This is a genomic window from Bacteroides sp. NGMCC 1.200775 (assembly GCF_040798045.1).
Lineage (GTDB): Bacteria > Bacteroidota > Bacteroidia > Bacteroidales > Bacteroidaceae > Bacteroides > Bacteroides hominis.
Window position 1 is genome coordinate 67957 of sequence record NZ_JASCQK010000004.1, and the last position, 26034, is coordinate 93990.

Here is a 26034-nt window from a genome sequence, read left to right on the forward strand (position 1 = left end):
CTTGTTTTACAAGTGGTTCAGCTTCTCCTGCAGGAATTGTCCCGTATAACTTGCCGCACAGGCAGCCACCTCTTCCGGTGTCCCGACTGCCACAATATTACCGCCTTTGTCTCCGCCCTCCGGTCCGAGGTCTATCACGTAATCGGCACATTTTATGACATCCATGTTGTGCTCGATGATCACGATGGAGTGTCCGCGACGGATCAGCGCATCAAATGCGTCGAGCAGCTTGCGTATATCGTGGAAGTGCAGTCCGGTGGTCGGTTCGTCGAAGATGAACAAAGTCGGGTCCGCTTTCTCCTGACTCAGATAATAAGCCAGTTTCACGCGTTGGTTCTCTCCTCCCGAGAGGGTGGACGATGATTGTCCCAGCTTGATATATCCCAAACCGACATCCTGCAGGGGGATCAGCTTCTTTACGATCTTCTTTTGCCCGTGTTCCGTGAAGAACTCGATGGCTTGGTTGACCGTCATCTCCAGTACGTCATAAATGTTTTTATCCTGGAACTTCACTTCCAGCGTATCGGCTTTGAAGCGTTTGCCGTGGCACGATTCACACTCCAGCACCAAGTCGGCCATGAACTGCATCTCCACTGTGATGGTTCCGTCGCCTTTGCACTCTTCGCAGCGTCCGCCCTCGTTGTTAAAGCTGAAATAGCCTGCCGTATAGCCCATCTGCTTGGCCAGTGGCTGATCTGCCCAGAGCTTACGGATTTCGTCGTATGCTTTGATGTAGGTTACCGGATTCGAACGGGAGGACTTACCGATGGGGTTCTGATCGACAAACTCCACGTTGCGCAGGTTGCGCAGGTCGCCTCCGATGGATGCAAACTCACCCGGGCGTTCAGTGCATTCGTCCAGTTCACGCTTCAGCGCCCGGTAGAAGATGTCACGTACCAGTGTGCTCTTTCCCGATCCGCTGACCCCTGTTACGACGGTCATCACATTGAGTGGGAAGCGTACGTCTACTCCTTTCAGGTTGTTTTCGCGGGCACCTTTTATCTCGATATAGTTGTTCCACGGGCGGCGGTGTTCCGGTACGGGAATGTTTTCCTCGCCCAGCAGGTATTTCACAGTGTAACTGTTGCTGCCTTTCTGTAAATCTTTCATATCCCCCTGGTAGACTACCTGTCCGCCCAGCCGGCCGGCATTCGGGCCGATGTCGATGATGTAGTCCGCTGCACGTATGATCTCTTCGTCATGTTCCACCACCACTACCGTATTGCCCAACTGTTGGAGTTGGCGGAGTACGTGGATCAGGCGGTCCGTATCCCGGCTGTGAAGCCCGATACTGGGTTCGTCGAGGATGTAGAGACTGCCCACCAGACTGCTTCCCAGCGAAGTGGCCAGGTTGATGCGCTGGCTTTCGCCGCCCGAGAGCGAATTACTGAGCCGGTTCAGGGTGAGATACCCCAATCCCACATCGATCAGGAAACGGATGCGGCTGTTGATCTCTGTCAGGATGCGGCGTGCCACGGCTTGGTCGTGTTCGTTCAGTTCAAGCGAATCGAAGAACTTCTGCAATTCGGTGATGGGCAGGTCCACCAGTTCCGAGATGTTTTTTCCACCTACGCGCACGTATCCCGCTTCGGGTTTCAGGCGGGTACCGTGGCATTTCGGACAAAGCGTCTTTCCACGATAGCGTGCCAGCATCACACGATATTGAATTTTGTACTGGTTCTCTTCAAGCATCTTGAAAAAGTCGTTGATGCCGTGGAAATATTGGTTTCCTTCCCACAACACCCGGCGCTGTTCATCGGTCAGTTCGTAGTAAGGGGTGAAAATCGGGAAGTTGAATTTTTCTGCATTGTGAATCAGTTCTTCGCGCCATTCACCCATCTTCTCGCCCCGCCAGCAGACGATGGCTCCGTCGTAGACCGACAACGAACGGTTGGGCACTACCAGATGTTCGTCGATGCCGATCACCTTGCCGAATCCTTCGCATACCGGACAGGCACCGATCGGTGAGTTGAACGAAAACATCTGGTCGTTCGGTTCTTCAAATATGATACCGTCGGCCTCGAACTTGGTGCTGAAGGTGTGAAGCCGGGTCGATCCGTCCGGTTGATAAAAGCGAAGCATACACATGCCATTGCCTTCGTACATGGCTGTTTCGGCCGAGTCGGTCAGGCGGCTGACGGCATCCTTGGTTGTTGCCACCGTCATTCGGTCGACGAGAAGGTAGACCACGTCGTCTTTGCCGGCAGCGTATTCGTCGATACGCACCATCTCACCGTTCACTTCAAGACGGTTGAAACCTTGTTTCTGGTCGATCTCCAATTGCTGTTCAAGTGTGCGTCCGTCGTGCAGGAAAATCTGCGTCAACACCGTGTAGCGGGTTCCTTCGGGATATGAGAGCATGCAGTTTACAATGTCCTCGATGGAGTGTTTTTTCACTTCTTCACCGCTGACAGGGCTGTAGGTTTTGCCCACACGGGCATAAAGCAGGCGCAGGTACTCGTAGATTTCGGTCGAAGTACCCACCGTGGAGCGCGGGTTGCGGCTGTTTACCTTCTGTTCGATGGCGATGGCAGGCGGAATCCCTTTGATAAAGTCACATTCCGGTTTGCTCATTCGGCCCAGGAACTGGCGGGCATAACTGCTGAGGCTTTCTACATAGCGGCGCTGTCCCTCGGCATAGAGGGTGTCGAAAGCAAGCGATGATTTTCCGGAACCGGAAAGGCCGGTTATCACCACCAGCTTATTGCGGGGAATGTTTACGTCAATATTCTTCAGGTTGTTGACTCTGGCCCCCTTTATGGAGATGTATTTACTGTCAGTCATAAGCGTTTTCGTTACTTGGACTGCAAAGATAACGAGTCGGAAACGTTTAACCTAACAGAGAAAGGAACTTTTATCTTAAAAACACCTTGCGAATAGTGAATTGCTCGCTTAGCCGTTGCAAATGAGGAGCAAAATTGTATCTTTGCACCACATTTTTATGAAACCGATTATGAACCTGAGAAAATTGATTCTTCTTTTAGCTCTCTTCCTTGCAACAGGAGTGGGGGCACAAATCCAACAACAAAGCCCTTATCCGAAGAGAGAATTCCGCGGAGCGTGGATACAGGCAGTGAATGGTCAGTTCCGTGGCATACCTACCGAGAAGCTGAAACAGACACTCATTGATCAGCTCAACTCTTTGCAGGGAGCAGGTATCAATGCAATCATATTTCAGGTGCGCCCCGAAGCGGATGCCTTGTATGCTTCGCAATTGGAGCCGTGGAGCCGTTTCCTGACCGGTGTGCAGGGACAGGCACCTTCGCCTTATTGGGACCCGATGCAGTTTATGATTGACGAATGCCATAAACGGGGAATGGAGTTCCATGCGTGGATCAACCCTTATCGGGTAAAGACATCGCTCAAGAGTGAACTGGCAGCCAATCACCTGTACAATATCCATCCTGAATGGTTTGTCACCTACAATAATCAATTGTATTTTGATCCGGCATTGCCCGAGAGCCGCCGTCACATCTGTATGGTGGTGGCAGACATTGTTTCGCGTTACGATGTGGATGCCATCCATATGGACGACTACTTTTATCCTTATCCGGCAAAGGGCGTCGACTTCCCCGATGATGCGAGCTTTGCCCGTTACGGCGGAGGATTCACCAACCGTGCCGACTGGCGCCGAAGCAACGTGAACATACTGATCCAGAAGATTCATGAAACCATCCGTGGCTTGAAACCCTGGGTGAAGTTCGGTATCAGTCCGTTCGGTATTTACCGTAACGAGAAGAACGATCCGTTGGGTAGTAAAACAAATGGTTTGCAGAATTACGATGACCTGTATGCCGATGTATTGCTCTGGGCGCGTAATGGCTGGGTGGATTATAACATCCCGCAGATATACTGGCAGATAGGTCACCCCGCTGCCGATTATGAAACCCTGGTGAAGTGGTGGGCAAAGAATACGGAGAACCGTCCTTTGTTCATCGGCCAATCCGTAATGAATACGGTTCAGAATGCCGATCCGAAAAATCCGTCCATCAATCAGTTGCCTCGCAAGATGGCTCTGGAAAGAGCTTATCAGACTATCGGCGGAAGTTGCCAATGGCCGGCAAGCGCTGTGGTGGAAAATGCCGGGAAGTATCGGGACGCACTTGTGCAAGAGTATCATAAGTATCCTGCTCTGGTTCCTGTCTTCGATTTTATGGACGATAAGGCTCCGGGCAAGGTGCGTAAAGTGAAAAAAGTGTGGACGGAAGATGGTTATATGCTTTTCTGGACTGCTCCGAAAGCAAAAGACGAGATGGACCGTGCCGTGCAATATGTGGTTTACCGTTTTGATGGAAAAGAGAAAGTGAACATTGATGACGCTTCGCATATCGTTGCCATTACCCGAAACAATTTCTATAAACTTCCCTACGATGACGGAAAGACCAAATACCGTTATGTTGTGACAGCACTCGACCGCTTGCACAATGAATCGAAATCGGTAAGTAAGAAGGTGAAATTATAAAGTAGTTCACCACAGAGTAACACAGAGCTTTTTTTAGACATAAGAACAAAAGAACAGGCTATTCTTTATTTGTTCTTATGTTCTTTTGTCTGAAAACTCTGTGGTTCATCAATGTGTCATCCTGTGGTTCATCAATCCTCTCCTAATATAATATCAGTCCTGCTATTCCGCAGGCAATAATCATCAGAATCGGGTTGGCATTGTACTTTTTCGTTCCGATAAAGGCCACTAAGAAGATGATAATGCTGATTACAAATGTATAAGTATCCCCTGTCGGTGAACCGAAATTCTCCGTATTCATCAAGACCAGTGCTGCCGACGCCAGCAGTCCTACTACGGCAGGTCGGAGTCCGCTGAAAACAGCTTCTACGGCAGGATGTTTTTGGTATTTCAGAAAAAACTTACTGATGGTGAGCATCAGGATAAAAGAGGGGAGCACTACTGCAAACGTGGCGATGACAGATCCCCAGACACTGCCCGTAGCCGTAAAACCCACATAAGTGGCGGCATTGATACCAATAGGTCCGGGAGTGGATTGACTGATGGCTACAATGTCGGTAAACTCCTGAGTGCTAACCCAGTCATAGCGTGTCACGACTTCACCCTGAATCATTGAGAGCATGGCATATCCGCCTCCGAAGCCAAATAGTCCGATCTTGAAGAATGTATAAAAGAGTTGCAGGTAGATCATAATGTTTAAATGTCAAAGTGGATGATTAGCGATGTGACTGTTTCCATTTTCCCCAGCAAAAGCCACCTACGCCTGCCGCGATAATAATCCAGATAGGAGAGAAGCCCAGTAACCAGATAAGCAGGGCAGAAACAACCGGAATCCAGATTGTATACCGGTTGACTTTGGCAGATTTCGCCATACTGAAAGTGGGTGCCGCAATCAGTGCGACCACTGCCGGGCGGATACCCTTGAAGATACGTTCTACGATGGGGTTATCTTTGAAGTTATGGAAAAACATGGCAATGGCCAGTATGATGATAAACGACGGGAGCACCGTTCCAAGGGCAGTTACAAGGCTTCCGCGTATACCGCGCAGTTTATATCCGATAAAGATGGAAATGTTTACCGCCAGGATGCCCGGTGCCGACTGGGATATGGCAAGCAGATCAACGAAGTCATCCTTGGAAATCCAGTTCCGTTTGGTTACGATTTCGTTTTCTATCAGAGGTACCATGGCATAGCCACCTCCGATAGTAAAGGCACCAATCTTGAAAAAGATGCCGAACGCTTCAAGATAAATATTCATTTGATATGTTACTCTTATTCTCTTTTTTCTTACTCTTGTGGGTCTTCTTCCTTATCCTCTTTGCCGCCCTCTTTAGAGTACTTGCTGGGACTCACATTGAAATGTTTCTTAAATACTTCACGGAAATACTTGACGTCACTGAATCCCGTCATCTCGGATATTTCGGTGATGGAGTGTTGTCCGGTCTTTAATAATGTTGCAGCCCGTTTCAGGCGGATCAGTCTGATATAATCTCCGGGAGCCTGATCGGTCAATGCCTTTAGCTTATTATAGAAGCTCGTGCGGCTCATATTCAAAAGGTTGCAGAGTACATCTACATTGAAGGCGGGATTGTCTATGTTTTCTTCGACACTCTTCTTGACCGTAGCAATGAATTTCCAGTCGAGATCTGTTGCACAATTAGGAGAGGCCTCTTCCTCTTCGCTGACTTCAAGGTTGGCATATTTGCTTTTCAGCAGTGCGCGGTTTGTCAGCAAGTTGGCAATGGTTGCTTTCAGAATGCCGATGTTGAACGGCTTGACTATGTATTCGTCTGCTCCTATTTTCAGTCCTTCCAGGATATTCTTCTCATCATTCAGCGCCGTAAGCAGGATGATGGGAATGTGTGACGTTTCAATGTCATTTTTTATGGCGGCGCAAAGTTCGTCTCCCCGCATTTCCGGCATCATGATATCCGAAATGATCAATTCCGGCATATACTCTTTTACGATAGTCAGTGCCTCTTTGCCATTGGAACAAGTTTGGATGGTGTAATTATCCGATAACGTGTGGGTGAGGTAATTACGCAATTCATCATTGTCTTCAACGATCAGTAAACGTTGCAGGTTCTGGTCATGCTGCTTTTTCGCCTTTTCGTAAATATCGGCGGGAGAAACAGGAGGTACTTGCTCCGTGCTGAGTTCGCGTGCGCGGGTAGCCAGATGTGCTTTATGGAAATGCTTGTTATCCTTCGGGAAAGTCACTTTGATAGACGAACCCTGATGTTCTACACTGTTAAGGTTGATTTTTCCTTTGTGCAGATGAACCAGTTTCCATACAAGCATCAGCCCGATGCCGCTTCCGGTCACTTTGGAGTTGATTGCGTTGCTTCCCCGGAAATGTATCTTGAATAGCTTCTTTTGTTCATTGGCAGGGATTCCGATACCAGTATCATTCACCTCAACGCTCCACGTATCGTTCGTTTCGGAAGCGTAAATGTGTACGCTGCCGTTTTCGGGAGTATATTTCAAGGCATTCGAGATGATGTTTTTCAGGATTGAATCCATCTTTTCTTTGTCGATCCATACATTCAGGTAACGGAAATTGCTTTCATAAGTGAAGTTGATGTGTTTCACGGTAGCGTATGGACGGAACGCATTGAAGGTCTCCGTCAGGTAAGTATTCAGTTCATATTCCGAAATATAAAGTTCCGACGAGTATACGTCTGCCCGTTCAAAGTTGATAAGATTAGTGGTGAGGCGCAACAGTGCATTCACGTTTCGTAAAGCCGTGTTCATGTTGCTGATACCGTCTTTGGTCAATGCTTCCCGTTCGCGTATCTCTTCGAGCGGAGCTTTGATCAGTGTCAGCGGAGTACGGATGTCATGTGCCGTATTGATAAAGAAGTGGATCTTTTCATCCGATATTTTCCTTTGTTTCCGGAGGATGATCATACGTAGGGCAATGATGGCTATCACCGCCAGTACGACGGCATAAATCAGCATAGCCCAAAAACTGAGCCAGATGGGTTGGGCAATACTGATTTCCATGGTACGCTCTTCAAGTACGACGCGTTTGTCTTCATTGGATACCGCACGGATGTGGAGGGTGTACTCACCCGGGCTCAAGTTCGTAAAGCGAATGATGTTTTCATTTCCGGGACGGCTCCATTGGTCGTAGAACCCCTCCAGTTTCCACGAGTATAAAATGTTCGACGGATAGTCGTAGTTGATAGACGATACTTTGAGTGAGAATATATTCTGGCTATAGCTCAGTTTCAACTCCTTGGTGTCATCAATATCCATATTTAGCGGAGAACTTTCTTCGCCGGGATAAACAGTCTGGTAGAAAATCTTCAGATCGCTGAGTACCATTTTGGAATAATACTTTCTGGGTATCTTCATCGTTCGGTTAAATTCGATGGCACCGTCGGAACTGCCGAATATAAAGTTGCCGTTTTTACGCAACGTGCCTGCTCCGGCATTGAAATGACTGGCCATCAATCCCTGATCCTTGGTCCAGTTATGGAACAGCTTCTCTGCCGGATAATAACTGGTCAGCCCGTTTTCGGTACTCATGACGATGTCTTCATCCGCATCCGAGAGGATTGCGTATATATTGTTGGAAATCAATGCACAGTTATCTTTGTGGTAATGAGTGAAGCTTCTCTTTTCCGGATCGTATATCAATAGCCCCGAACCACTTGTCCCGATATATAAAAGTCCATTCTTTGCTTGGTACAGCGAATAAATATACATAGACTCTACCGGCAGGTCGATGCGTTGATACTTACCGGATTCTTTCTCGAGTAAATAAAGCCCGGTTGCCGTACCTATCCACATTTGTTTGCTGTCTTTTTCGATAATGGAGGTGATGGAGTTGAGTCTTGGGTACAGGCGGAGAGTTCTGTTTTTAAAGTTGATGCGCTTCAAGTTGTAATAACCTCCCGACCATATATCGCCATTGGCTGTTTTCATGATAGAACGGATATATTTGTCCGGCTGGATATTGATTCCATACAGTGAAGACGGAGTAACATACTCCACAGACAGGGTCCGTTTGTTTATCTGGTAAATCCCCGAACTATAGCCGGCAGCCCAGATGATCCCCGGTTCTACCTCACATACAGTAAGGAAGATATGATTCTTATTACGTTCGTCCTTTTCGAAGGAACTCATGAACGAATGCCATGTTCCGTTGGCGGAGTTGTAGTAACTGATTCCATTGTTGGTACCATACCATAAATCTCCGTCACTATCTTCAATGATTGAGTTTACTTGGTCATTGATTAGTGATTGTTTGTTGCCAATGGAATGCTTTATCCAGTTATAGCCCGAATAGCGGTTGTTGCGTACCGTGATGCCGATTGGATAGTTTGCAAGCCAGATGCGCTGTTCGTCATCCACATAAAAGTCGGGGATGTTGTTGCCGTTCATTTCGTTGTGTTGGTTGTAGTCGGCTACGATGTATGGAGTGGTCTGATAAGAGTTTACATTTATCTTATATACTCCTGCACCGTCTGTTGCAACAAGCAGTTCCTTATTGTTCAGTGGCTTTATGCGTGTGATGCTGACGTCTGTCAGGCTCATTCGGGGTTGGGTACTTCGTTTGGTGTTCATGTCATAGACATATATGCCGCGTTCGAAAGTACCGATGAATAATTTGCGTGAAGGGCGGTGGAAATAAAGTTCGTTGATCTGTATCGGGAGATTGTCCAGTTTGTCACACGGAAGCAGATGCAATGCCCGATTTTTTAGTTCGGCGTGATGAATGCCTTGTTCCGTACCGATAAAGAAATGTGTTTCGTCTATTTGTTCGATATCAGTGATATCTTCTTCAATTTCATTTCTGATCTGCAGGGTTTGCTGCGTATGGGTGTTGTATAGATAAAGATATTCATCGTTGCACAGCCAGATGTTGTTATTCTTGTCGATGAAGCTGTAGCTGATGGGAGCGGGGCGGTCTTTGACCACGTCTTCCGGTAGCTTGTAGACAAGTGTGAATTCATCCCGTAACGGGTCGTAACGGAACACCTTTCCTTTCTTTCCTATTTCCCATAAGGTATTTTCGTGGTCCAGATATAGCCAATTCAGGTTAAGCAGTGAATTCAGTTCTTCACCGTTATCCATCAATTTATATCGTTTGAACTCTTTGCCATCATATCTGTCCACACCTTCATGGGTAAGGAACCACATATATCCCTTTTTATCTTTTTGGATGTAATATACCCTCCGGTTGCTTAACCCATCCTCTACACCGATATATTTGTAGGTTTGTGCAGAGACCATAAGAGGCAATAAGAGCAGAAGAAAAAGAATTTTTTTCATACAAGCTGGAATCCTTTAATGATTATTCTTTCGGGGGGCGAATGATTTTACAAAATTAATAAAAAGAGTGGAGAAGTGCAAACTTTACGAAAGGATTTGTTACGGACGCTGAATGACGAAAAAGGGCGGACCTCACTTTGAGACCCGCCCTTCTTTATTGTTGCATATCCTGTTATTTAGTCTTTTCTTCGATCCACTTACGTGCATTTACGAAAGCTTCAATCCATGGAGTTACCTGATCGCTGTGTACGCGGTCGGCAGGATAATTGGCGTTTTGCCATGGGAAGATGGCACGCTCCAGGTGAGGCATCATTGCCAGATGGCGGCCGTCTGTGCTGGCCAAGGCAGCTATCGAATAATCGGAACCGTTCGGGTTGCCCGGATATTCGTCGTAGGAGTATTTGGCTACTACGTTGTATTGGTCTTCATCGTATGGCAGAGAGAATTTTCCTTCTCCGTGTGCTACCCAGATACCCAGTTTGCTGCCGCTCAGTGAGCCGAACATAACGCTGCGGTTGGTAGGGATAGTGACTCCGATGAAGGTCGATTCGAACTTATGTGATTCATTGTGCAGCATTTTTCCTTTCTTCTCGTGTTCCGGATTTACCAATCCCAGCTCCATCATCAACTGACAACCGTTGCAAATACCCAATGACAGTGTGTCTTCACGTGCGTAGAACTTATCGAGTGCCTCTTTTGCTCTTGGATTGAACAAGAAACCTCCGGCCCATCCCTTGGCAGAACCCAATACATCTGAGTTAGAGAACCCTCCGCAGTAAACGATCATATTTACATCTTCCAGTGTTTCGCGTCCGCTGATAAGGTCGGTCATGGTGACATCCTTCACGTCGAAACCTGCCAGATAGAGCGAGTATGCCATTTCACGTTCGCCATTCGTACCTTTTTCACGGATGATGGCGGCACGTATACCGCTCGGAGTACGACGTTCCGGAGTGATGCCGTATTGAGACAGTTTGCCTTTGAAGCCCGGCATGAATGCGAATTCAAGCGGTTGCATCTTGTAGTTCTCAAAACGTTTCTTGGCGCATCCGTTCATTGACTGTTTGCGGTCGAGCAGGTAAGAAGAAGAATACCACACATCACGCATATAGTCTATACCGAATTGGTAAGTAGCACCGTCCTTGTTTACCAGAATATGACGTTCGTCCGTCGGTTTACCCAACTTGATGAAGCCTACGCCGGCATCTTCGAGGATTTTCTTCACTTCGTCTTTGTGCTTGTCGCTGATCTGGATAACGATACCCGGGTTTTCGGCAAACAGAATCTTCACGATATCCGTTTCCTTCATCTTGTCAAGTTCGATTTCCAGGCCACCTTCTACGTTGGCAAAGCACATTTCAAGCAGCGTAGTGATCAGACCACCTGCCGAAATGTCGTGTCCGGCAAGAATCAGTCCTTTGTTCACCAACTCCTGTACTGCCAGGAAAGCGTCGCGGAAGTATTCGGCATCCTGTACACAAGGCACTTCGTCACCTACCTTACCCAATGACTGCGCAAATGCCGAGCCACCCAGTTTCAGGCTGTCGAAACTGAAGTCGATATGGTAGAGTGTAGTTTTGGCATTGTTGACAAGGACGGGAGAAACCACTTTCTTCACGTCCGAAACCTCACCGCCGGCTGATACGATTACCGTTCCCGGAGAAACTACTTTCTCTCCATTCGGATACTTCTGAGTCATAGACAAAGAATCCTTTCCGGTCGGAACATTGATCTGCAATGCACAGCAGAAATCGCTCAGTGCTTTAACGGCTGTATACAAACGGGCGTCTTCCCCTTCCTGAGAGCGGCAAGGCCACATCCAGTTGGCGGAAAGTGATACGCTGTCCAAACCTTCGGCCAGCGGAGCCCATACCAGATTGGTCAGCGCTTCGGATACGGAAAGGATGGAACCTGCTGCCGGATCGGCCAGTGCGGCCTGCGGAGCATGTCCGATAGAAGTAGCGATACCTTTCTCGCCACGATAGTCGAGTGCAACGACACCACAGTCGCTCAAAGGCAACTGGATTTCTCCCTGGCACTGCTGGCGGGCTACTTTACCCGTAACCGAACGGTCCACTTTATTAGTCAGCCAGTCTTTACAAGCCACGGCTTCCAGCTGCAACACCCGGGTCAGATATTCGTGAAGTTTGGATGTTTCATATTCCGGCATTGTATAGTGACGTTCTACGGTCTTGTCTATCATGTAAGTTTTGGGAGAAGAACCGAACATCTGGTCTACGGCCAGGTCGAACGGACGGACGCCGTCGGCTTGCTGGAAAGCAAAACGATGATCTCCGGTCGTTTCACCTACCACGTACATCGGAGCGCGTTCACGTTCGGCAATTTGGCGTACGTGTTCGATGGCCTCTTCTTTAATAAGGAGTCCCATGCGTTCCTGGCTTTCGTTTGCTATAATTTCTTTGGCCGACAACGTTTTGTCACCGATAGGCAGCTTACTCATGTCAATAAGCCCGCCGCACTCTTCCACCAGTTCGGAGAGGCAGTTTACGTGTCCGGCCGAACCGTGGTCATGGATAGATACTACCGGGTTTTCGTCCTCTTCGCAAAGGGCACGAACCACATTGTTGGCGCGTTTCTGCATTTCCGCATTGGCGCGCTGTACGGCATTCAGTTCGATACCGCTGCTGTAACGGCCTGTATCTACCGACGAAACCGAACCGCCGCCCAATCCGATACGGTAATTGTCACCGCCGATCACTACTACTTTGTTTCCGGCTTCCGGCTGTCCTTTCAGGCAGTCGCGTTGTGTGCCGTAACCTACGCCTCCGGCAAGCATGATTACTTTGTCGTAACCATAAGTTTCATTGTTTTCCGTATGTTCAAAAGTCAGTACCGAACCGCAGATCAATGGTTGGCCGAACTTGTTGCCAAAATCACTCGCTCCGTTGGAAGCTTTGATCAGGATCTGTTCCGGAGTCTGGTATAACCATTTGCGTACCGGCAGGATTTCTTCCCATTCGCGTCCTTCTTCCGTGCGTGGATAAGAAGTCATGTAGACGGCTGTTCCGGCAATCGGCCATGAACCTTTACCTCCGCCCATACGGTCGCGAATCTCTCCTCCTGTACCTGTCGATGCACCGTTGAAAGGTTCTACTGTGGTGGGGAAGTTATGGGTTTCCGCTTTCAGCGAAATGACGCTTTTGATATCTTTTATCCGGAAGAAATCGGGTTTGGAGTGGTCTGCCGGGGCAAACTGTTCAATTACCGGACCTTCGGCAAAAGCCACGTTGTCTTTGTAAGCTGAGATGATTTTGTTCGGATTCTCCTGAGTAGTCTTTTTAATCATCTGGAAGAGGGACGATTCCTGCTCTACGCCGTCGATGATAAATGTTCCGCCAAAGATTTTGTGACGGCAGTGTTCCGAGTTGATTTGTGCGAATCCGAAAACTTCCGAGTCAGTCAGGCGGCGTCCAAGATCCGATTCTACCTTTTTCAGGTAGTCCATTTCTTCTTTTGACAGGGCGAGACCTTCTTTTTCATTGTAGGCTTCCAGATCGTCGATATAGATAATGGCTTCCGGTTGGCGGTTGGTCGTGAATACGTTTTGGGCGAGACCTTTGTACATGCGTTGCAGCATTGGGTCATAGTCGGCATTTTCATCTTTTACAGGGAAATACTCCTCGATACGGCTGATACCTTCGAGTCCCATGTTCTGGGTGATTTCTACTGCGTTGGTACTCCATGGAGTAATCATCTCACGTCGTGGCCCAACAAAGCAGCCTTGCAGGTTTTCTTCACTTTCCGGCACGGCTTCACCAAAAAGCCAGCAGAGTTTGTTGTTGTCGTTCGCGTTAAGTTCGTGGTTGCTCTCTACGGCAATCACGCTCTTGGAAGGGGTTCTGAAAAAAAGAATCATGTGTGTATATACGATTTTGTTTTCTTTGCGTGCAAAGATAAGCAAATTCGTTGGTGGTGAGAAAGAAATGCAATAAAAAAACTTCAGCCTGCCGTGGAATGAGACAACGGGCAGGCTGAAGGCAAAAACTAATCTGATTTGTGATTCTGAAAGTTGCCGGCTTGAGGGCGAATTCTGCCAACAACTTTCGCGCAATCCTTAGAAAACCGATACTAATTTTTACTATTGAGATGAAGGATTAGTGTTTTTGGGGATCGATGTATAAACTACTAATTTGGGGGTAATTATACCATTTAGATTCTTCTACATTATTTTCCAACTCATATCCTCCGGTCACCAACCAGCTCTTAAATTTCGGATAAACTTTCAGTAAATCTTGTTTCTCTATTGCCCATCCCATTTCAACAGGTGCTTTCAGTGCCCATACAAAACCGTCTTTATTGCAATAATAGTTCTTTCCAGCCTCTTTCCGGTCAGTTTCATAACCTTTGTATAATTCAGTAGGCTTGAATCCGACGAAGTGTATTTCACGTCCGTTCTCGGTGTTTTGGAGGAAATAGTCAAAGTCGTATGCGGTAGAGAAATTGTTGAATATGAAATTAGAATCATCTAACGTCACTTTCAATTTGAATGAAAAAATGATAGTCGGTGTTTCCGCACTGGAGGAGATCAATTTACCTGCTTGTGTGTTGTAGAATTGGGTTCCGTCTGAGCCTTTTAGGTTATCAAGTCCTGTCAAGGCAAATATGGGACTTGAAGCATTTGCGAGAAACTCTACACCAATACCTTTAGTAGCCGATTCAATTTTAAAATCTGTGATCTTATCTTTGGTTATTGTGGGGGAATCAATGAGATCTCCATTCATGTCCGTTGCTTTACCCGGCAACTGGATGCAGAAACGATAAGGCAGACTTCCTCCCATTGCACGTAGCTTCAGGCTGATGGTAATATCCAAATAGTCATTTTTTCTGTCAGAGGATCCGCTCCAAGTCGTTTGTGCCCGATAGTTTATCACGAAGTCGTTGAAATCATAGTCTCCCAATTCAGGCCACATGTCTTCAAACATAAGTGTACCATATTTATTTTTAGCGGGTTTATATATAGTGGAAGTAGGCCAGCCACCTTCTGATACTCCTCTATCCGGAAACAAGCAGTCGGCTTCCCAACGGTTCGCTAAACTTCGTGTGAGGTTTTTTGACTTGATGCTTATCTTTTGAGTTTCGTATCCCCCGTTGGTTACCGGATATTTGATCCAGATGGCATTATTGGCGCTCGGCACTTCCAAAGAAGTGTTCTTGTCTCCTTCCGGGATCGCAAGGTCTGCTATCTGTTCGGAACATGCTTCGTCCAGATAGATGGAAGCGGAAACGGCATGCGGCGCATTGGTCGCAAGGGTGACGGTGCGTGTTGTAGACCAGTCGAAACCATCCGGTATAACCAGGTCAGTGGTGTTTCCGGTGGGTGGTACCGAAAGGTCTTTGTCGTCGTCTACACAAGATGTCAAAAGACACATTAGTCCTGCTAATGTGTACATTGCGGTTTTCATTCTTTTCATAATTTTATTGTATATTCATGTAAGTTTGCTGTGTGTTCTGTTTGAATCCTGATACAAACTTATTGTATATATTGTCAAATTACGCAAAGAATGTGGCAAAAGTGGTTGAAATGTTCAACTTTTAAGGGTCTGATAGTCTATTCGTGCGAAGAGAATCAATAAAGAAAAACTTCAGCCTGCCACAGTCAAGGGGGGAATGACCGGACAGGCTGAAAAATAAATCAAACAAATACCTATTTGAATAATAGGATTAGGGTATGAAATGTTTGATGGCTTATTTTATTGCTTGAGATGAATCGAGATATTTGAACCAGTTTTCGTTGAAGTCCGGACTGTCCGGTGAGAGATTCGGATTAGTGATCCAGCTTCTGAACTTGCCGTAAACCTCCATGATATCTTTCTTTTCGCGTGGATGTGCAAGCTTAACAGGCACTTTGATACCCCACACGAAATTGTCGGTACTGCAATATTTGATGTCACTGCGCATATTGTTTCCGGCTTCACCGGCGTATGAATGGCTGTAGTAAGCAGTCGGTTCGTAACCTCTCAGGTGAATTTCACGTCCTCCGTTCTTTTCTTTCTGGAGGAAGAAGTTCTGATTTTCTGAGATTGCCGCCGCCCATAATGCCTTTGTTCTTTCTAAGCTGTTGAAACAGTTGATCTTTAATCTGTATTTAATCGTTACCAGGTCATTGGCTGCTATCTGATGGTCAGCTTCGGTATTATAGAATGTTCCGCCGTTATTCTGTTTCCGTAATTGATCGGTGCCGGTGAATATGAAGATAGCAGGAGCGTCTTCTCCGGGATTCTGAAGTTCCATCTTAACAAGGTCGTTCCCGTTTATTTCGATCACTTCGTCGATATATTTGGCAGATGTTTGGTCTAATTGCAGTCCCAGGCGATAAGGCAGATAGCCTCCCATTGCACGGAAAGTGATTTCAAATTCAACTCCGTCTGCATCATAAGAATCTTTGCTTCCGTTGCCGCCGTCAAAGAAGATCGCTTGCGCATGATACCAGATAACGAAATCGTTGAAATCATAATCTCCCATTTCGGGCCAGTTATCTTCCATCATCAGGGTTGCCGTTTCTCCTTTTGCGGGATACCATTGATATCTGTATGCACCCTCTCCTCCGTTTGTGTCAAATCCACTCACGTTTTCCGGCAGTTTGACTAAGGTCTCTGCACGTGTAGAAGCCGTATTGAGGGGGATGTTCATCATTTCTTTCCCTTTGCTTGTAGCATACTGTACGTATAATGCCCGGTCTGCCTTGGCTACATCCAGGCGGATGTTTTTGGCAACTTCGGATACAGGCAGTTCTGTCAGTAAACTTGCGTCGGTGCATGATTCGTCGGTATAAATCGCCACTCGTGTTGCCACGGGCGAAGTAATGGAGAGATTGACACTCCTTGTAGTGGTCCAGTCCGCGTCATCCGGTATGACCAGGTCTGTCGTTTTTTCCGGTTCTTTGGGTTGTGAGAGGTCTTTGTCATCCTCAACACATGCTGTTAAAGCAAGTGTTGCTCCCAGTAGGGTGTACATCATCCAATGCGTTGTTTTCATTATTTTTGTGATTAGGATTATTTACTTGTTCGTTTGTGACTGCAAATATACAATGAAAAGTTGTATATTGTGTTACTTTGTGTCTTGTTTTTATATAAAATGTTGATTTTCTATGTGTATATGTGGTTGGAATAGTCAACTTTTGGCAGAATAGAGGCTGCGTATATACGAAACAGAGGCTCTATTCACTCAGAATAGAGCCTCTGTCTGTATAAAATAGAGCTTTCGTTTATTCGCTGATAACCTTTCTGTATTCTGCCACTGCCATTTTCTCTGCCAGGTAAGCATTAATCAGGCTGGTATGTGCCTGTGTCCACGAAAGTTGTGCCGAGAGTACGTCGACCATATTTGCTTTTCCTTCGTTGTAGGAGAAGGTGATCAGGTCCAGGTTTTCTTCTGCCAGCTCTTTATTTTCTTTGGCTGTCTTCACCTGCTCTTCCGTTTCCTGCAGCTTGGTCAGTGCGGCAGCCAGTTCCTGGTTGATCTGGTCTACTACGTAGCTTTGCTGCAACTTCTGTATACCCGTGTAGGCTTTCTGTTGCCGGTTGGTCTTGAACCTGGCTCCCCAGCGTAGCACGGGGATATTTACGCTCATGCCTACGATGGGGGTAAACTTCACGTCATATCCCATGTTGGGAGAAGCGGTGGCCCATCCGCCGGTGACGTACATGCTTACTTGCGGATTGTACTGGCTCAGGGCTGCCTTGCGTTGCGCCTCGCTTTTCTGGATGTTGACTTCTGTGCTGGCAAAGTCGGCACGGCGTTGCAGTACATCGTCCAGTGGGAGCAAGGTGACAGGCGGACACACGACACCGATGGAGCAAAGGCTGTCTACGGGAGCGTTGGGTTCTTCTCCCATCAGGATATTGAGTTTCTGTAGAGCCAGTGTATAATTCTGGCGTGCGCTGATGTATTGAAGTTCGGCTTCCTTACGGCGTGTCGAAATCATCAGCAGGTCGGTGCGGCTGATAGCGCCGTCTTTAAAACGGTCTTGGATGATTTCATATTGTTTCTCTACGATTTCCTGATATTGTGCCGAAGCGTCGAGCATGGCACGGGCTGAAGAGGCGTTCCAATAAAAGGCGTCACTCTGATAGTGAATCTGGTCGCGTGTCAGCTCTTCGCTCAGCTGATCGAGTTTTTCGTCAGCTTGGGCTATACGGTTCTGGGCTTGCAGGGCACCGCCTGTATAGAGTGGCTGCGACACGACGAATACCCCTTGATAAGTGTGGTTGCGGTATTGTCCGGCCGGTCCGTCCCAGGAGTCCATCTCTTTCAGGTTCAGTGTTCCCTCGGCGGAGATGTCCACTTTGGGCAGGAATCCTGTAAAGGCTATTTTCCGTGCGTCCGTGCTTGCCATTGATTTCAGATGCTGCTGTTTCAGCACCTGGCTGTAAGCTTCCACACGATCACGATATGCCTCACGGCTCAGATGCGGGGCTTGTGCCTGCACTTGTGTACAAAGTCCCAATGCAAACAGAAGTATAAGTTTATTCTTCATCATATACTTTTAAATTTTAGTTCATTTCTTTATCCCTTAATCCTGTGGATGGCGCAATAAGCTACCGGAAGCACAAACAGTGTCAGTGCCGAAGCCACAAGCAGTCCGCCCATGATGGTAGCCGCCATTCCGCCGAACATGGCGTCGAACAGCAACGGAAGCATACCTAAGATCGTTGTACCCGAAGCCATGGCCACCGGTACGATACGGCTGACGGTTGCCTTTATCACGGCTTCGCGCGGATCGAGTCCCGATTGACTTTCGATGTCGATCTGGTCCACCAGTACAATGGCATTTTTGATGTTCATACCGATCAGTCCCAGCAAACCGAGGATGGCGAAGAAGTCGAACGACTTGCCTAACAGCAGCAATCCCAGTACGATACCGATAAATATCAGCGGCAGCATCAGCAAGATTACCGTCGGCTTGCGGTAGGTTTTAAACAGCAGCAGCAGGGTGGTGAACATCAGGAAGAAGGTCAGCGGCAGGTTTTTTGCCAGAGCTTCGTTCGATTCCACCTGGCTTTCCTGTTCGCCGAAGTATTTCAGGGTGTATCCTTCCGGAACCTTGATCTCTTTTTGCACCTGCGACCATATCTGGTTGAAGGCCGCGATGGCATTCACTCCCCTCCGGGGATCGCATTGCGCCATCATCACCATCTGGCGGTTGTAATCCTTCACATTTGAGAAGCGATAGCGGAAGTCGAACTCCGACACTACCTGCTCCAGGCTGGTGGTTTCCGGCCCGTTGCCGAATACCGGTAATGTACGCAGGTCGTTGATGCGGAAGGAATCCGTCACACTGTTGCCTTTCAGCAGAATCGGCAGCACCTGGTCTCCTTCGCGGAATTCACCGAGAGTCATGCCGTTTGTCCCGATCTGGATGCTTTGAGCCATGCCTTGGCGGGAGACTCCCAGGGGTTGTGCCCGTTCCGGGCTGTAGATCGGTTTCCAGATGGGTATTTTATTTCCCCACGAGTTACGTATATTAATAAGGTCAGGGTTCCGGTGCATGATCTCCAGTGCCCGGTTGGTCAGTGCCACCAGCGTGTCCACATTGGGCCCGATGAAACCGATTTCGATGGCTGCATCCACAGCCGGCGACAGTTTGAAGAGGCTCGTACGGGTGATGGCGTTCGGAAAGTTGGCTTTCATGTAACCGTCGAACTGTTCTTCATACTCTTTGGTATACTTGCTGTCGTTCAGTTCCACCAATACATTGGCAAAGTTCGGCTTCGGCCCTACGGAGGTAGACGCCAGGTAGTAACGCAGCGGAGTGCTTCCGAAGGTGATCGATACTTTTTTCACTTCCGGCAGTTTTTGCAGATGGGCTTCCACTTTCTTCATCTCCCGGGCCACGTCGTTCACCCCATATCCGTCCGGATAAAACACGTCGGCGCGGAAGTAGGGCTTGTCCAGTGACGGGAAGAAGTTTTGCGGCATCATTCCCATCACCACCAGTGAGACGATGAAGAGCACGATCATCGACCCTAACGTCACAATTTTGCGCCGGATCAGGACGCTCAGTATCTTTTCGAATTTGTGGTAGAACGGTTTGTCGTACGGATCTTTGCCTGCATTTTTGGCCTTGGCTTTCAGGATAAAGTTTCCGAATACGGTGGTTTGTGTCAGTGCCAGCACCCAGCTCAATCCCAGTGAGATGGCCAGTACGACGAAAAGCGGCTTCACGATTTCCGCCACGGACGAAGGTGCCAGATAAAGCGGCAGGAACGAGCAGATAGCGATGAACGTGGCTCCCAGCAATCCCCATTGTGGTCCGGTGGCTCCGTCGATCAATGCTTTCCGGCGGTCCACTCCGCGGGCGATGGCTATCTGCGCATTGTCCGTCACCACGATGGCGTTGTCCACCAGCATACCCATGGCGATGATAAATCCCGCCAGTGACGTACGGTTGAGTCCTACACCCATGAAGGACATGATAAGCAGCGTACCTCCGATGGAGAAGACCAGTGAAGAGCCGATCAATACTCCGGCACGCATCCCCATCACCAGCATGATGATGACAATTACGATCAGGATCGACTCAATCAGGTTGATGATAAATCCGTTGTTCGCCTCTTTGGCTATGACGTTTTCAAGATAAAGGCTTTCCAGGTTCAGTCCCACAGGCATCAGTGGGAGGAGTTCGGCCAGTTTCTGGTCTACCATCTCACCCGTCAGCACCACGTCGCGTTGCGGGTCGGTAGATACGCCGATACCGATGGCACGTTTGCCATTGACACGCATGATGGTGCCCGGCGGGTCCATGTATCCTTTCTCTATGACGGCGATGTCACCCAGTTTTACCTGTCCGGCGCGGGTGGTGATTACCTGGTTCCGGATGTCGTCCACCGTGGTATACATACCGTTGGCTACTATGCGCAACTGTTGTTCGCCGGCGCTGATTTCTCCGGTGTTGATAATCTGGTTCTGCGATTGCAGCAGGCTTGCCAGCTGTTTGGGATCGATACCCATGCCTGCCAGCTTGTTCACCGAGACGAATATATTCACCACCTCGGTCTGTGTGCCGAACAGTGCGACTTTCATCACCCCGTCGGCAGTGACCACCTGTGTCTTGATACGTTCGGCCCAGTCCCTCATTTCTTCGTAGCTGAATCCGTCGTCGGCTGTCAGGCCGTAGTAGATACCGAATACGTCACCGAAGTCGTCCGATACTGTGGGTACCGAAGCTCCGCTTGGCAATTGGGGTTGTATGTTGAGCACTTTGCGCCGCAGTTCGTCCCATTTTTGGGGGATGGAGGAAGCCGGTAGCGAGGGGAGCAGTTCGAACGTGATTTTGGAAATGCCGTACATGGATTCGGACTTGATCTTGTATACTCCGCTCATGCTCTGTATCTCACGGGAGATGGGCTCGGTGATCAGCCGTTCCACTTCGGCGGGCTCGGCACCGGGATAGCGCGTCATGATGACGGCCGATTTGATGACAAAAGGAGCATCTTCCTTCTTGCCCAGGCTGCTGAAAGAGGAGATACCTCCGATCAGCAATACAGCCAGAAAGAAGTAGATGACTTTGGTATTGTCTAATGAATATTTGGCTAAATTCATGATTGTATATGGTTTTGAGTGCACCACAGATTACACGGATTTTCACAGATTAATGATTTATATTATTGATAATAAGATTAAAAAATCTGTGTTAATCCGTGTAATCTGTGGTGAAATTAATTATTGCGTTGAGTGGGCACTCTTATTTCAGTTCCTTCACCGTTTCGCCTTCCACCAGTTGTGTTACGCCGGCTATTATAACCGTTTCCCCTGCTTTCAGTCCTTTCGAGATAAAGGCCTGTGCGTCTCCCGTCGGAGAGTAAACGGTTACTTCACGGCGGTTTACCTGATTCCCGTTCAGTACCCACACGTAGGTTTTGTTTCCTTCGCTTTCACCGAAAATGGCACTCAGGGGCACTACCGTCATGGTTTCTTCCAGGAACGGACCTACATCGGCCGAGAAGCGGATGCTGCACGTGAAACCCGGTTTCACCTCATACAGGGCATGGTCGAAAGCGGGATCGTCGATGGTGATCGTCACCGGGATACCCGTACCGTCCGTCGAGATGTCGAGATATTCCTCCAGTTTGGCATTGAAGATGTGTCCGCGGTATGTATCGAACTCCACGCGGAAGTGTTGGTCTTTGGAACGGAGCAGATAAAGGTAAGCATCGGGGATGGTGAACTTGATGCGCAGTTTCTTGGTGTTGACCAGCTGCACAATGCCTTCGCCCGAGTTCACGCGCTGATAGTTCTCCACTAACCTTTTCTCGATAGACCCGTCGAAAGGGGCGGTCAGTTTGGTGTCGCGCATATTGTTGCTCGAAAGTTCGTAAGCCGATTTCTTTTGTTGGAAAGTCGATACGCTGATTTCATATTCTTGTACCGAGATAGCCTGCCGTGCCAATAATCGTTTGTTACGTTCCACTTGGGCAGCGGCGGTTTCGTAAGCCGATTTGTCTGCTGCATACTGTAAGGCCAGGTCGCGCGGATCGATGGCCGCAATCAGTTGTCCTTTTTTGACCCGTTGTCCTTCTATCACCGGCAGGTTGATGATCTGTCCGCTCACGCGGAAGGCCAGTTTCACATAGTCTACAGCTTCTACAATGCCCGAAAAGTCCTTTCTGATTTCCGACCGGGACTCTACCCTGGCCGTCTTTACGGGGCGTACTGTTGCCGCATTGTCTTCTTTTTTTTGTCCGCAAGCCGTTAATAGAATAAGTGCTGCGAGGATACATCCATAGTTTTTTCTCATATTTCCCATTGATTAAGAGTCTGTTTAGTCTCATTTTGAGGGGGCAAAGATATGAAACTGAAAAACTATAAACAGTTTTCCGGTTTGATAATTTAATATTATTAACAACCTGAGGCGGGTGTGGCGAGGCTTGGCGACGATGAACGAGAACTCACCACGGAGGACACAGAGGACACAGAGTTTTAATCTCTTGTTTATAGGATTATTTTAAGAGAAAATCTTCTCTGTGTCCTCTGTGTCCTCTGTGGTGAGCCCTCGTTCATCGTTGAAAACCGTTTTATTTCTGCCTCGGTACAGTCAAATCTTTACCCTTTTTCAGGTTATAAACAACTTCGGAGATACGGATGTTCAACTCACATCCTTCTAAAAGAGAGATTTTTATCGCCTGTTTTTCGACTTTCATCTGCAGGGTGCATCCACGGAAATTTACTTTGAATGTATAGCTGTCCCACGCTTGGGGGATGATGGGGTTGAAGTCGAGCTGTCCGTCCAGTATTTTCATTCCCGCAAATCCGCGTACGATGACCTGCCAACTTCCCGCCATGCTTGTGATGTGCAACCCTTGGTGTACCTCATTATTATAGTCGTCCAGATCCAGGCGCGTGGCATGCAGGAAGAGGCGGTAGGCTTCTTCCGTGTCGCCTATCCAGGCAGCCAGAATGGCGTGGACAAAAGGTGACAGGGATGATTCGTGTACGGTACGGGGTTCGTAGAACCGGAAGTTCCGGAGAATCGTTTCACGGTCAAAGTTTTCGTAATACAGGAACAGTCCTAACAGCACGTCGCTCTGCTTGATGTAGCACGAACGCAGGATACGGTCCCATGACCACCATTGGTTGATCGGCCGTTCGTTTGCCGGGATATCGTCCACCGTGGTCAGCTCCTTGTCCGGATAGCCGTCATCCTGTATGAAGATGCCCTGTTGTTCGTCCCGGGGGAGATACATTCCGTCGATGATCTTCTGCCAGCGCGAAGTCTCTTCGGCATAATTGAAGCGGGTGACACGGCGCACCCGTGCATACTCTTCCGGAAATTCGTGGGCCACCATCTCGATGCTGTCTATGGTGCTTTGCAGGCATTGCACGCAGGAGAAGTTGGTGTACCAGTTGTTGTTGACGTTGTTTTCGTATTCGTTAGGCCCCGTCACTCCCAACAGCACAAATTTTTGCCGTGCCTGCGAGTAGGATACCCGCTGGCTCCAGAACCGGCAGATGGCAATCATCACCTCCAGTCCGTAGCGGGCAATGTACTCTTTGTTGCCTGTCACCCTGGCATACTGCATGATGGCATATACTATGATGTTGTTGCGGTGTATCTCTTCGAAAGTGATTTCCCACTCGTTGTGGCATTCTTCTCCGTGGATGGTCACCATCGGATAGAGTGCCGCCCCGTCGGTAAATCCCAGTTTACGTGCGTTTTCGATGGCTTTGGGCAACTGGTTATAGCGGTAGAGCAACAGTTTGCGGCACACTTCTCTCGGGGTGGACAGCAGGAAGTAGGGCACACAGCACAATTCTGTGTTCCATTGCGTGTTGCCGCCGTATTTTTCTCCCGTGAATCCCTTCGGACCGATGTTCAGCCGCTCGTCGTCTCCCTGATAGCTCTGGTTCAGCTGGAAGATGTTGAACCGTATGCCCTGCTGTGCTTCCGGGTCTCCTTTGATCTCCACGTCCGTCTCCTCCCAGATTTTTGCCCACCGCTCCTTATGGGCTGCCGTCAGCGATTCCCATCCCTGCTCCCTGGCTGCTTTGGCTTCGTTCACAGCGCGCTCTACCAACTCCTGACGGTCACATTGCAGCGACGACACGATGGCGGTATACTTGATAAGAGTCACCTTCTCGCCGGGCTTCACGTCCGCTCCGGCGCTGAATCCTGTCAGTTTTTCTTTTTCTATCTTGATGGGGCTGACGCTTATCTGCTTGCTGTTCCTGAAAAAACGGTACGTCAGTGCGCAGCAGATTTGTGAATCTTCCCGCCGGGTTTGCGCCCAGAGGTAAGCGTAGTCGTTGGTGGTTTCGGCACGCAGGATGTTCCACATCTTTTCGTCGAAATTGGCGCTTTCGTGCTTCACGTCGCCGTTCAGATAGGGTACCAGCGAGATCTTGCCTTCATAGTTCACCGATGTCACACTGTATTTTATCAGACACAGGTTCTGGTTGTCCATGCTGTTGATGTGCTCTACGTGCACTTCCAGCGTGTTGCCTTTGGGCGAAGTCACCCTGAAGTCACGGTACGAGATTCCCGCCTTCATGTCCAGCCTGCGTTCATAGCTCTCCACATCCCAGTGTGCCAGATCCAGTTCCTCGTCGATCAGGCGCACGTAGATGCCGCTCCAGTCCGGAGTGTTCGGTATACGTGAGAAGAATCGCGGGTAACCGTTTTTCCACCATCCCACACGGGTGCGGTCCAGAAAAGTGATTCCTGCTACGTATGATCCCTGCAGGGAGTCGCTGCTGTAGGACTCTTCAAAATTGCCCCGCTGTCCGAAACGTCCGTTACCGAGGCTGAATATACTTTCCGAAGCGCGAAGGTTGTCGGCGTGAAAACCTTCTTCTATGATGTTCCATTCGTCTACCTTGAGGAATTTTTTCATGGTCATTGGGATTGTGTTTTTTAGATCGGCACCTAAGATACAAAAAAAACTTCTGATGCACAATCATTGTGCATCAAAAGTCTTTTTTTTACCGTGGAGGACACAGGGTCCCGCAGGGTATTCATGTCGATAATCGATCGTCTAAGGATTCATTGCGTTGACTCCCAATGCTCCGAGTATGGCAGTAGCCACGGCTATCACCACTTTCAGCACTTTGTGCCAGATTGTTTTTTTCATTGCTTCGTGTGTTTTAAAATATTCATTTTTATGCCGTCGGATCATCTACAATATCTCCGTCGCCTCCGTCGCCGGAGGGCGTTTCACTCTTGATGTAGAACGACACATTGTTCTCTCCTCCGCGGGTGGTAGCCGTGCTGTCGTTTGCCAGTCGCAGACTGTTGTCCACGGCAAAGCGGATATGCACACGCCTGATACCCTTTACGGTACACTCTTTTTCCGTTTCCGTTCCGGCGGAAGTCAGCGTGATGTAGAACGTACCGAGCCCGTCCACCTTCACTTTGTTTCCCTCCACCAGCGACTTTTTCAGTTGCCGGACGAATGCCTGCATGACGTGTGTCACGTCTTCCGCGCTCAGGGCTCCGGTGATTTCTATCTCTTTGGCGATGGAGGCGATGGTAGCTGTTTTGGAGCTGCCCGGCTCTTGTTTCAGATAATACTTTTGAGGCGACGATTTGTCGCTCAGATCTTTGTAGCGCTGATAGCGCATCACAGGTACTGCCATAATAAAATGTTTTTTGGATTCATAAAATGTTTTCTTTCTGTAATACATCAAGGCCTTTCTGATTACGATGTAAAGGTAGTACTTATGCTTTATCCCACAGGCTGTCCGGGGCAAGATGCGGGCATTGGCGGCTCTTTGGTCCCGTAAGTGCCTTTTTGAAGATAAAAACGGACAAGAAGCCTTGCCCGTCCACTGC

Annotated in this window: 14 protein-coding genes; 1 reads left to right on the forward strand and 13 read right to left on the reverse strand. The window is 48.4% G+C overall.

Translation table 11 applies throughout. The annotated features are described in order from the left end of the window. Positions 1-6: 6 nt before the first annotated feature. Entirely contained in the window at positions 7-2784 is a 2778-nt protein-coding gene (gene uvrA / locus QK890_RS12080) for an excinuclease ABC subunit UvrA (protein WP_032540178.1), read from the reverse strand. A gap of 169 nt (positions 2785-2953) precedes the next feature. Between uvrA and QK890_RS12085 the strand changes: the two genes are divergently transcribed. After that, on the forward strand, positions 2954-4462 hold the full coding sequence (locus tag QK890_RS12085) for a glycoside hydrolase family 10 protein (protein WP_005807709.1): 1509 nt from the start codon (positions 2954-2956) through the stop codon (positions 4460-4462). Positions 4463-4604: 142 nt separating this feature from the next. On the opposite strand, the gene QK890_RS12090 is transcribed toward QK890_RS12085, so the two are convergent. The 12 genes from QK890_RS12090 to QK890_RS12145 all read right to left on the reverse strand — a co-directional run bounded on the left by QK890_RS12090 (position 4605) and on the right by QK890_RS12145 (position 25841). Then, a complete protein-coding gene (locus QK890_RS12090; protein WP_005780686.1) occupies positions 4605-5153 on the reverse strand; it encodes a chromate transporter in 549 nt (182 codons plus the stop codon). Between the two features lie 25 nt (positions 5154-5178). Next, positions 5179-5721: a chromate transporter gene (locus QK890_RS12095; protein WP_005807708.1), complete on the reverse strand. Its 543-nt coding sequence runs from the start codon at positions 5719-5721 to the stop codon at positions 5179-5181. A gap of 29 nt (positions 5722-5750) precedes the next feature. Next, positions 5751-9746 (reverse strand): two-component regulator propeller domain-containing protein, encoded by a 3996-nt coding sequence (locus tag QK890_RS12100; RefSeq protein WP_032540177.1) that lies wholly within the window; start codon positions 9744-9746, stop codon positions 5751-5753. Between the two features lie 172 nt (positions 9747-9918). Further along, the gene (purL, locus tag QK890_RS12105; protein WP_367627354.1) at positions 9919-13623 is read right to left on the reverse strand and encodes a phosphoribosylformylglycinamidine synthase; all 3705 of its coding nucleotides are present in this window, start codon (positions 13621-13623) and stop codon (positions 9919-9921) included. A gap of 238 nt (positions 13624-13861) precedes the next feature. Continuing rightward, complete coding sequence (locus QK890_RS12110; RefSeq protein WP_122200292.1) at positions 13862-15178, reverse strand: LruC domain-containing protein; 1317 nt, start codon at positions 15176-15178, stop codon at positions 13862-13864. Between the two features lie 274 nt (positions 15179-15452). Then, positions 15453-16742, reverse strand: coding sequence for an LruC domain-containing protein (locus QK890_RS12115; RefSeq protein WP_367627355.1), 1290 nt, complete (start codon positions 16740-16742; stop codon positions 15453-15455). Between the two features lie 229 nt (positions 16743-16971). After that, entirely contained in the window at positions 16972-18246 is a 1275-nt protein-coding gene (locus tag QK890_RS12120; RefSeq protein WP_032530678.1) for a TolC family protein, read from the reverse strand. A 26-nt stretch (positions 18247-18272) separates the two neighbouring features. Next, on the reverse strand, positions 18273-21308 hold the full coding sequence (locus QK890_RS12125) for an efflux RND transporter permease subunit (protein WP_032530679.1): 3036 nt from the start codon (positions 21306-21308) through the stop codon (positions 18273-18275). Between the two features lie 142 nt (positions 21309-21450). Continuing rightward, the gene (locus QK890_RS12130) at positions 21451-22503 is read right to left on the reverse strand and encodes an efflux RND transporter periplasmic adaptor subunit (protein WP_367627356.1); all 1053 of its coding nucleotides are present in this window, start codon (positions 22501-22503) and stop codon (positions 21451-21453) included. A gap of 277 nt (positions 22504-22780) precedes the next feature. After that, positions 22781-25096, reverse strand: a complete 2316-nt coding sequence (locus QK890_RS12135; protein WP_005780672.1) for a family 65 glycosyl hydrolase domain-containing protein — start codon at positions 25094-25096, stop codon at positions 22781-22783. A 141-nt stretch (positions 25097-25237) separates the two neighbouring features. Then, entirely contained in the window at positions 25238-25333 is a 96-nt protein-coding gene (locus QK890_RS12140; protein WP_005807693.1) for a smalltalk protein, read from the reverse strand. 28 nt (positions 25334-25361) lie between these two features. Next, the gene (locus QK890_RS12145; RefSeq protein ID WP_227559558.1) at positions 25362-25841 is read right to left on the reverse strand and encodes an HU family DNA-binding protein; all 480 of its coding nucleotides are present in this window, start codon (positions 25839-25841) and stop codon (positions 25362-25364) included. Positions 25842-26034 lie beyond the last annotated feature (193 nt).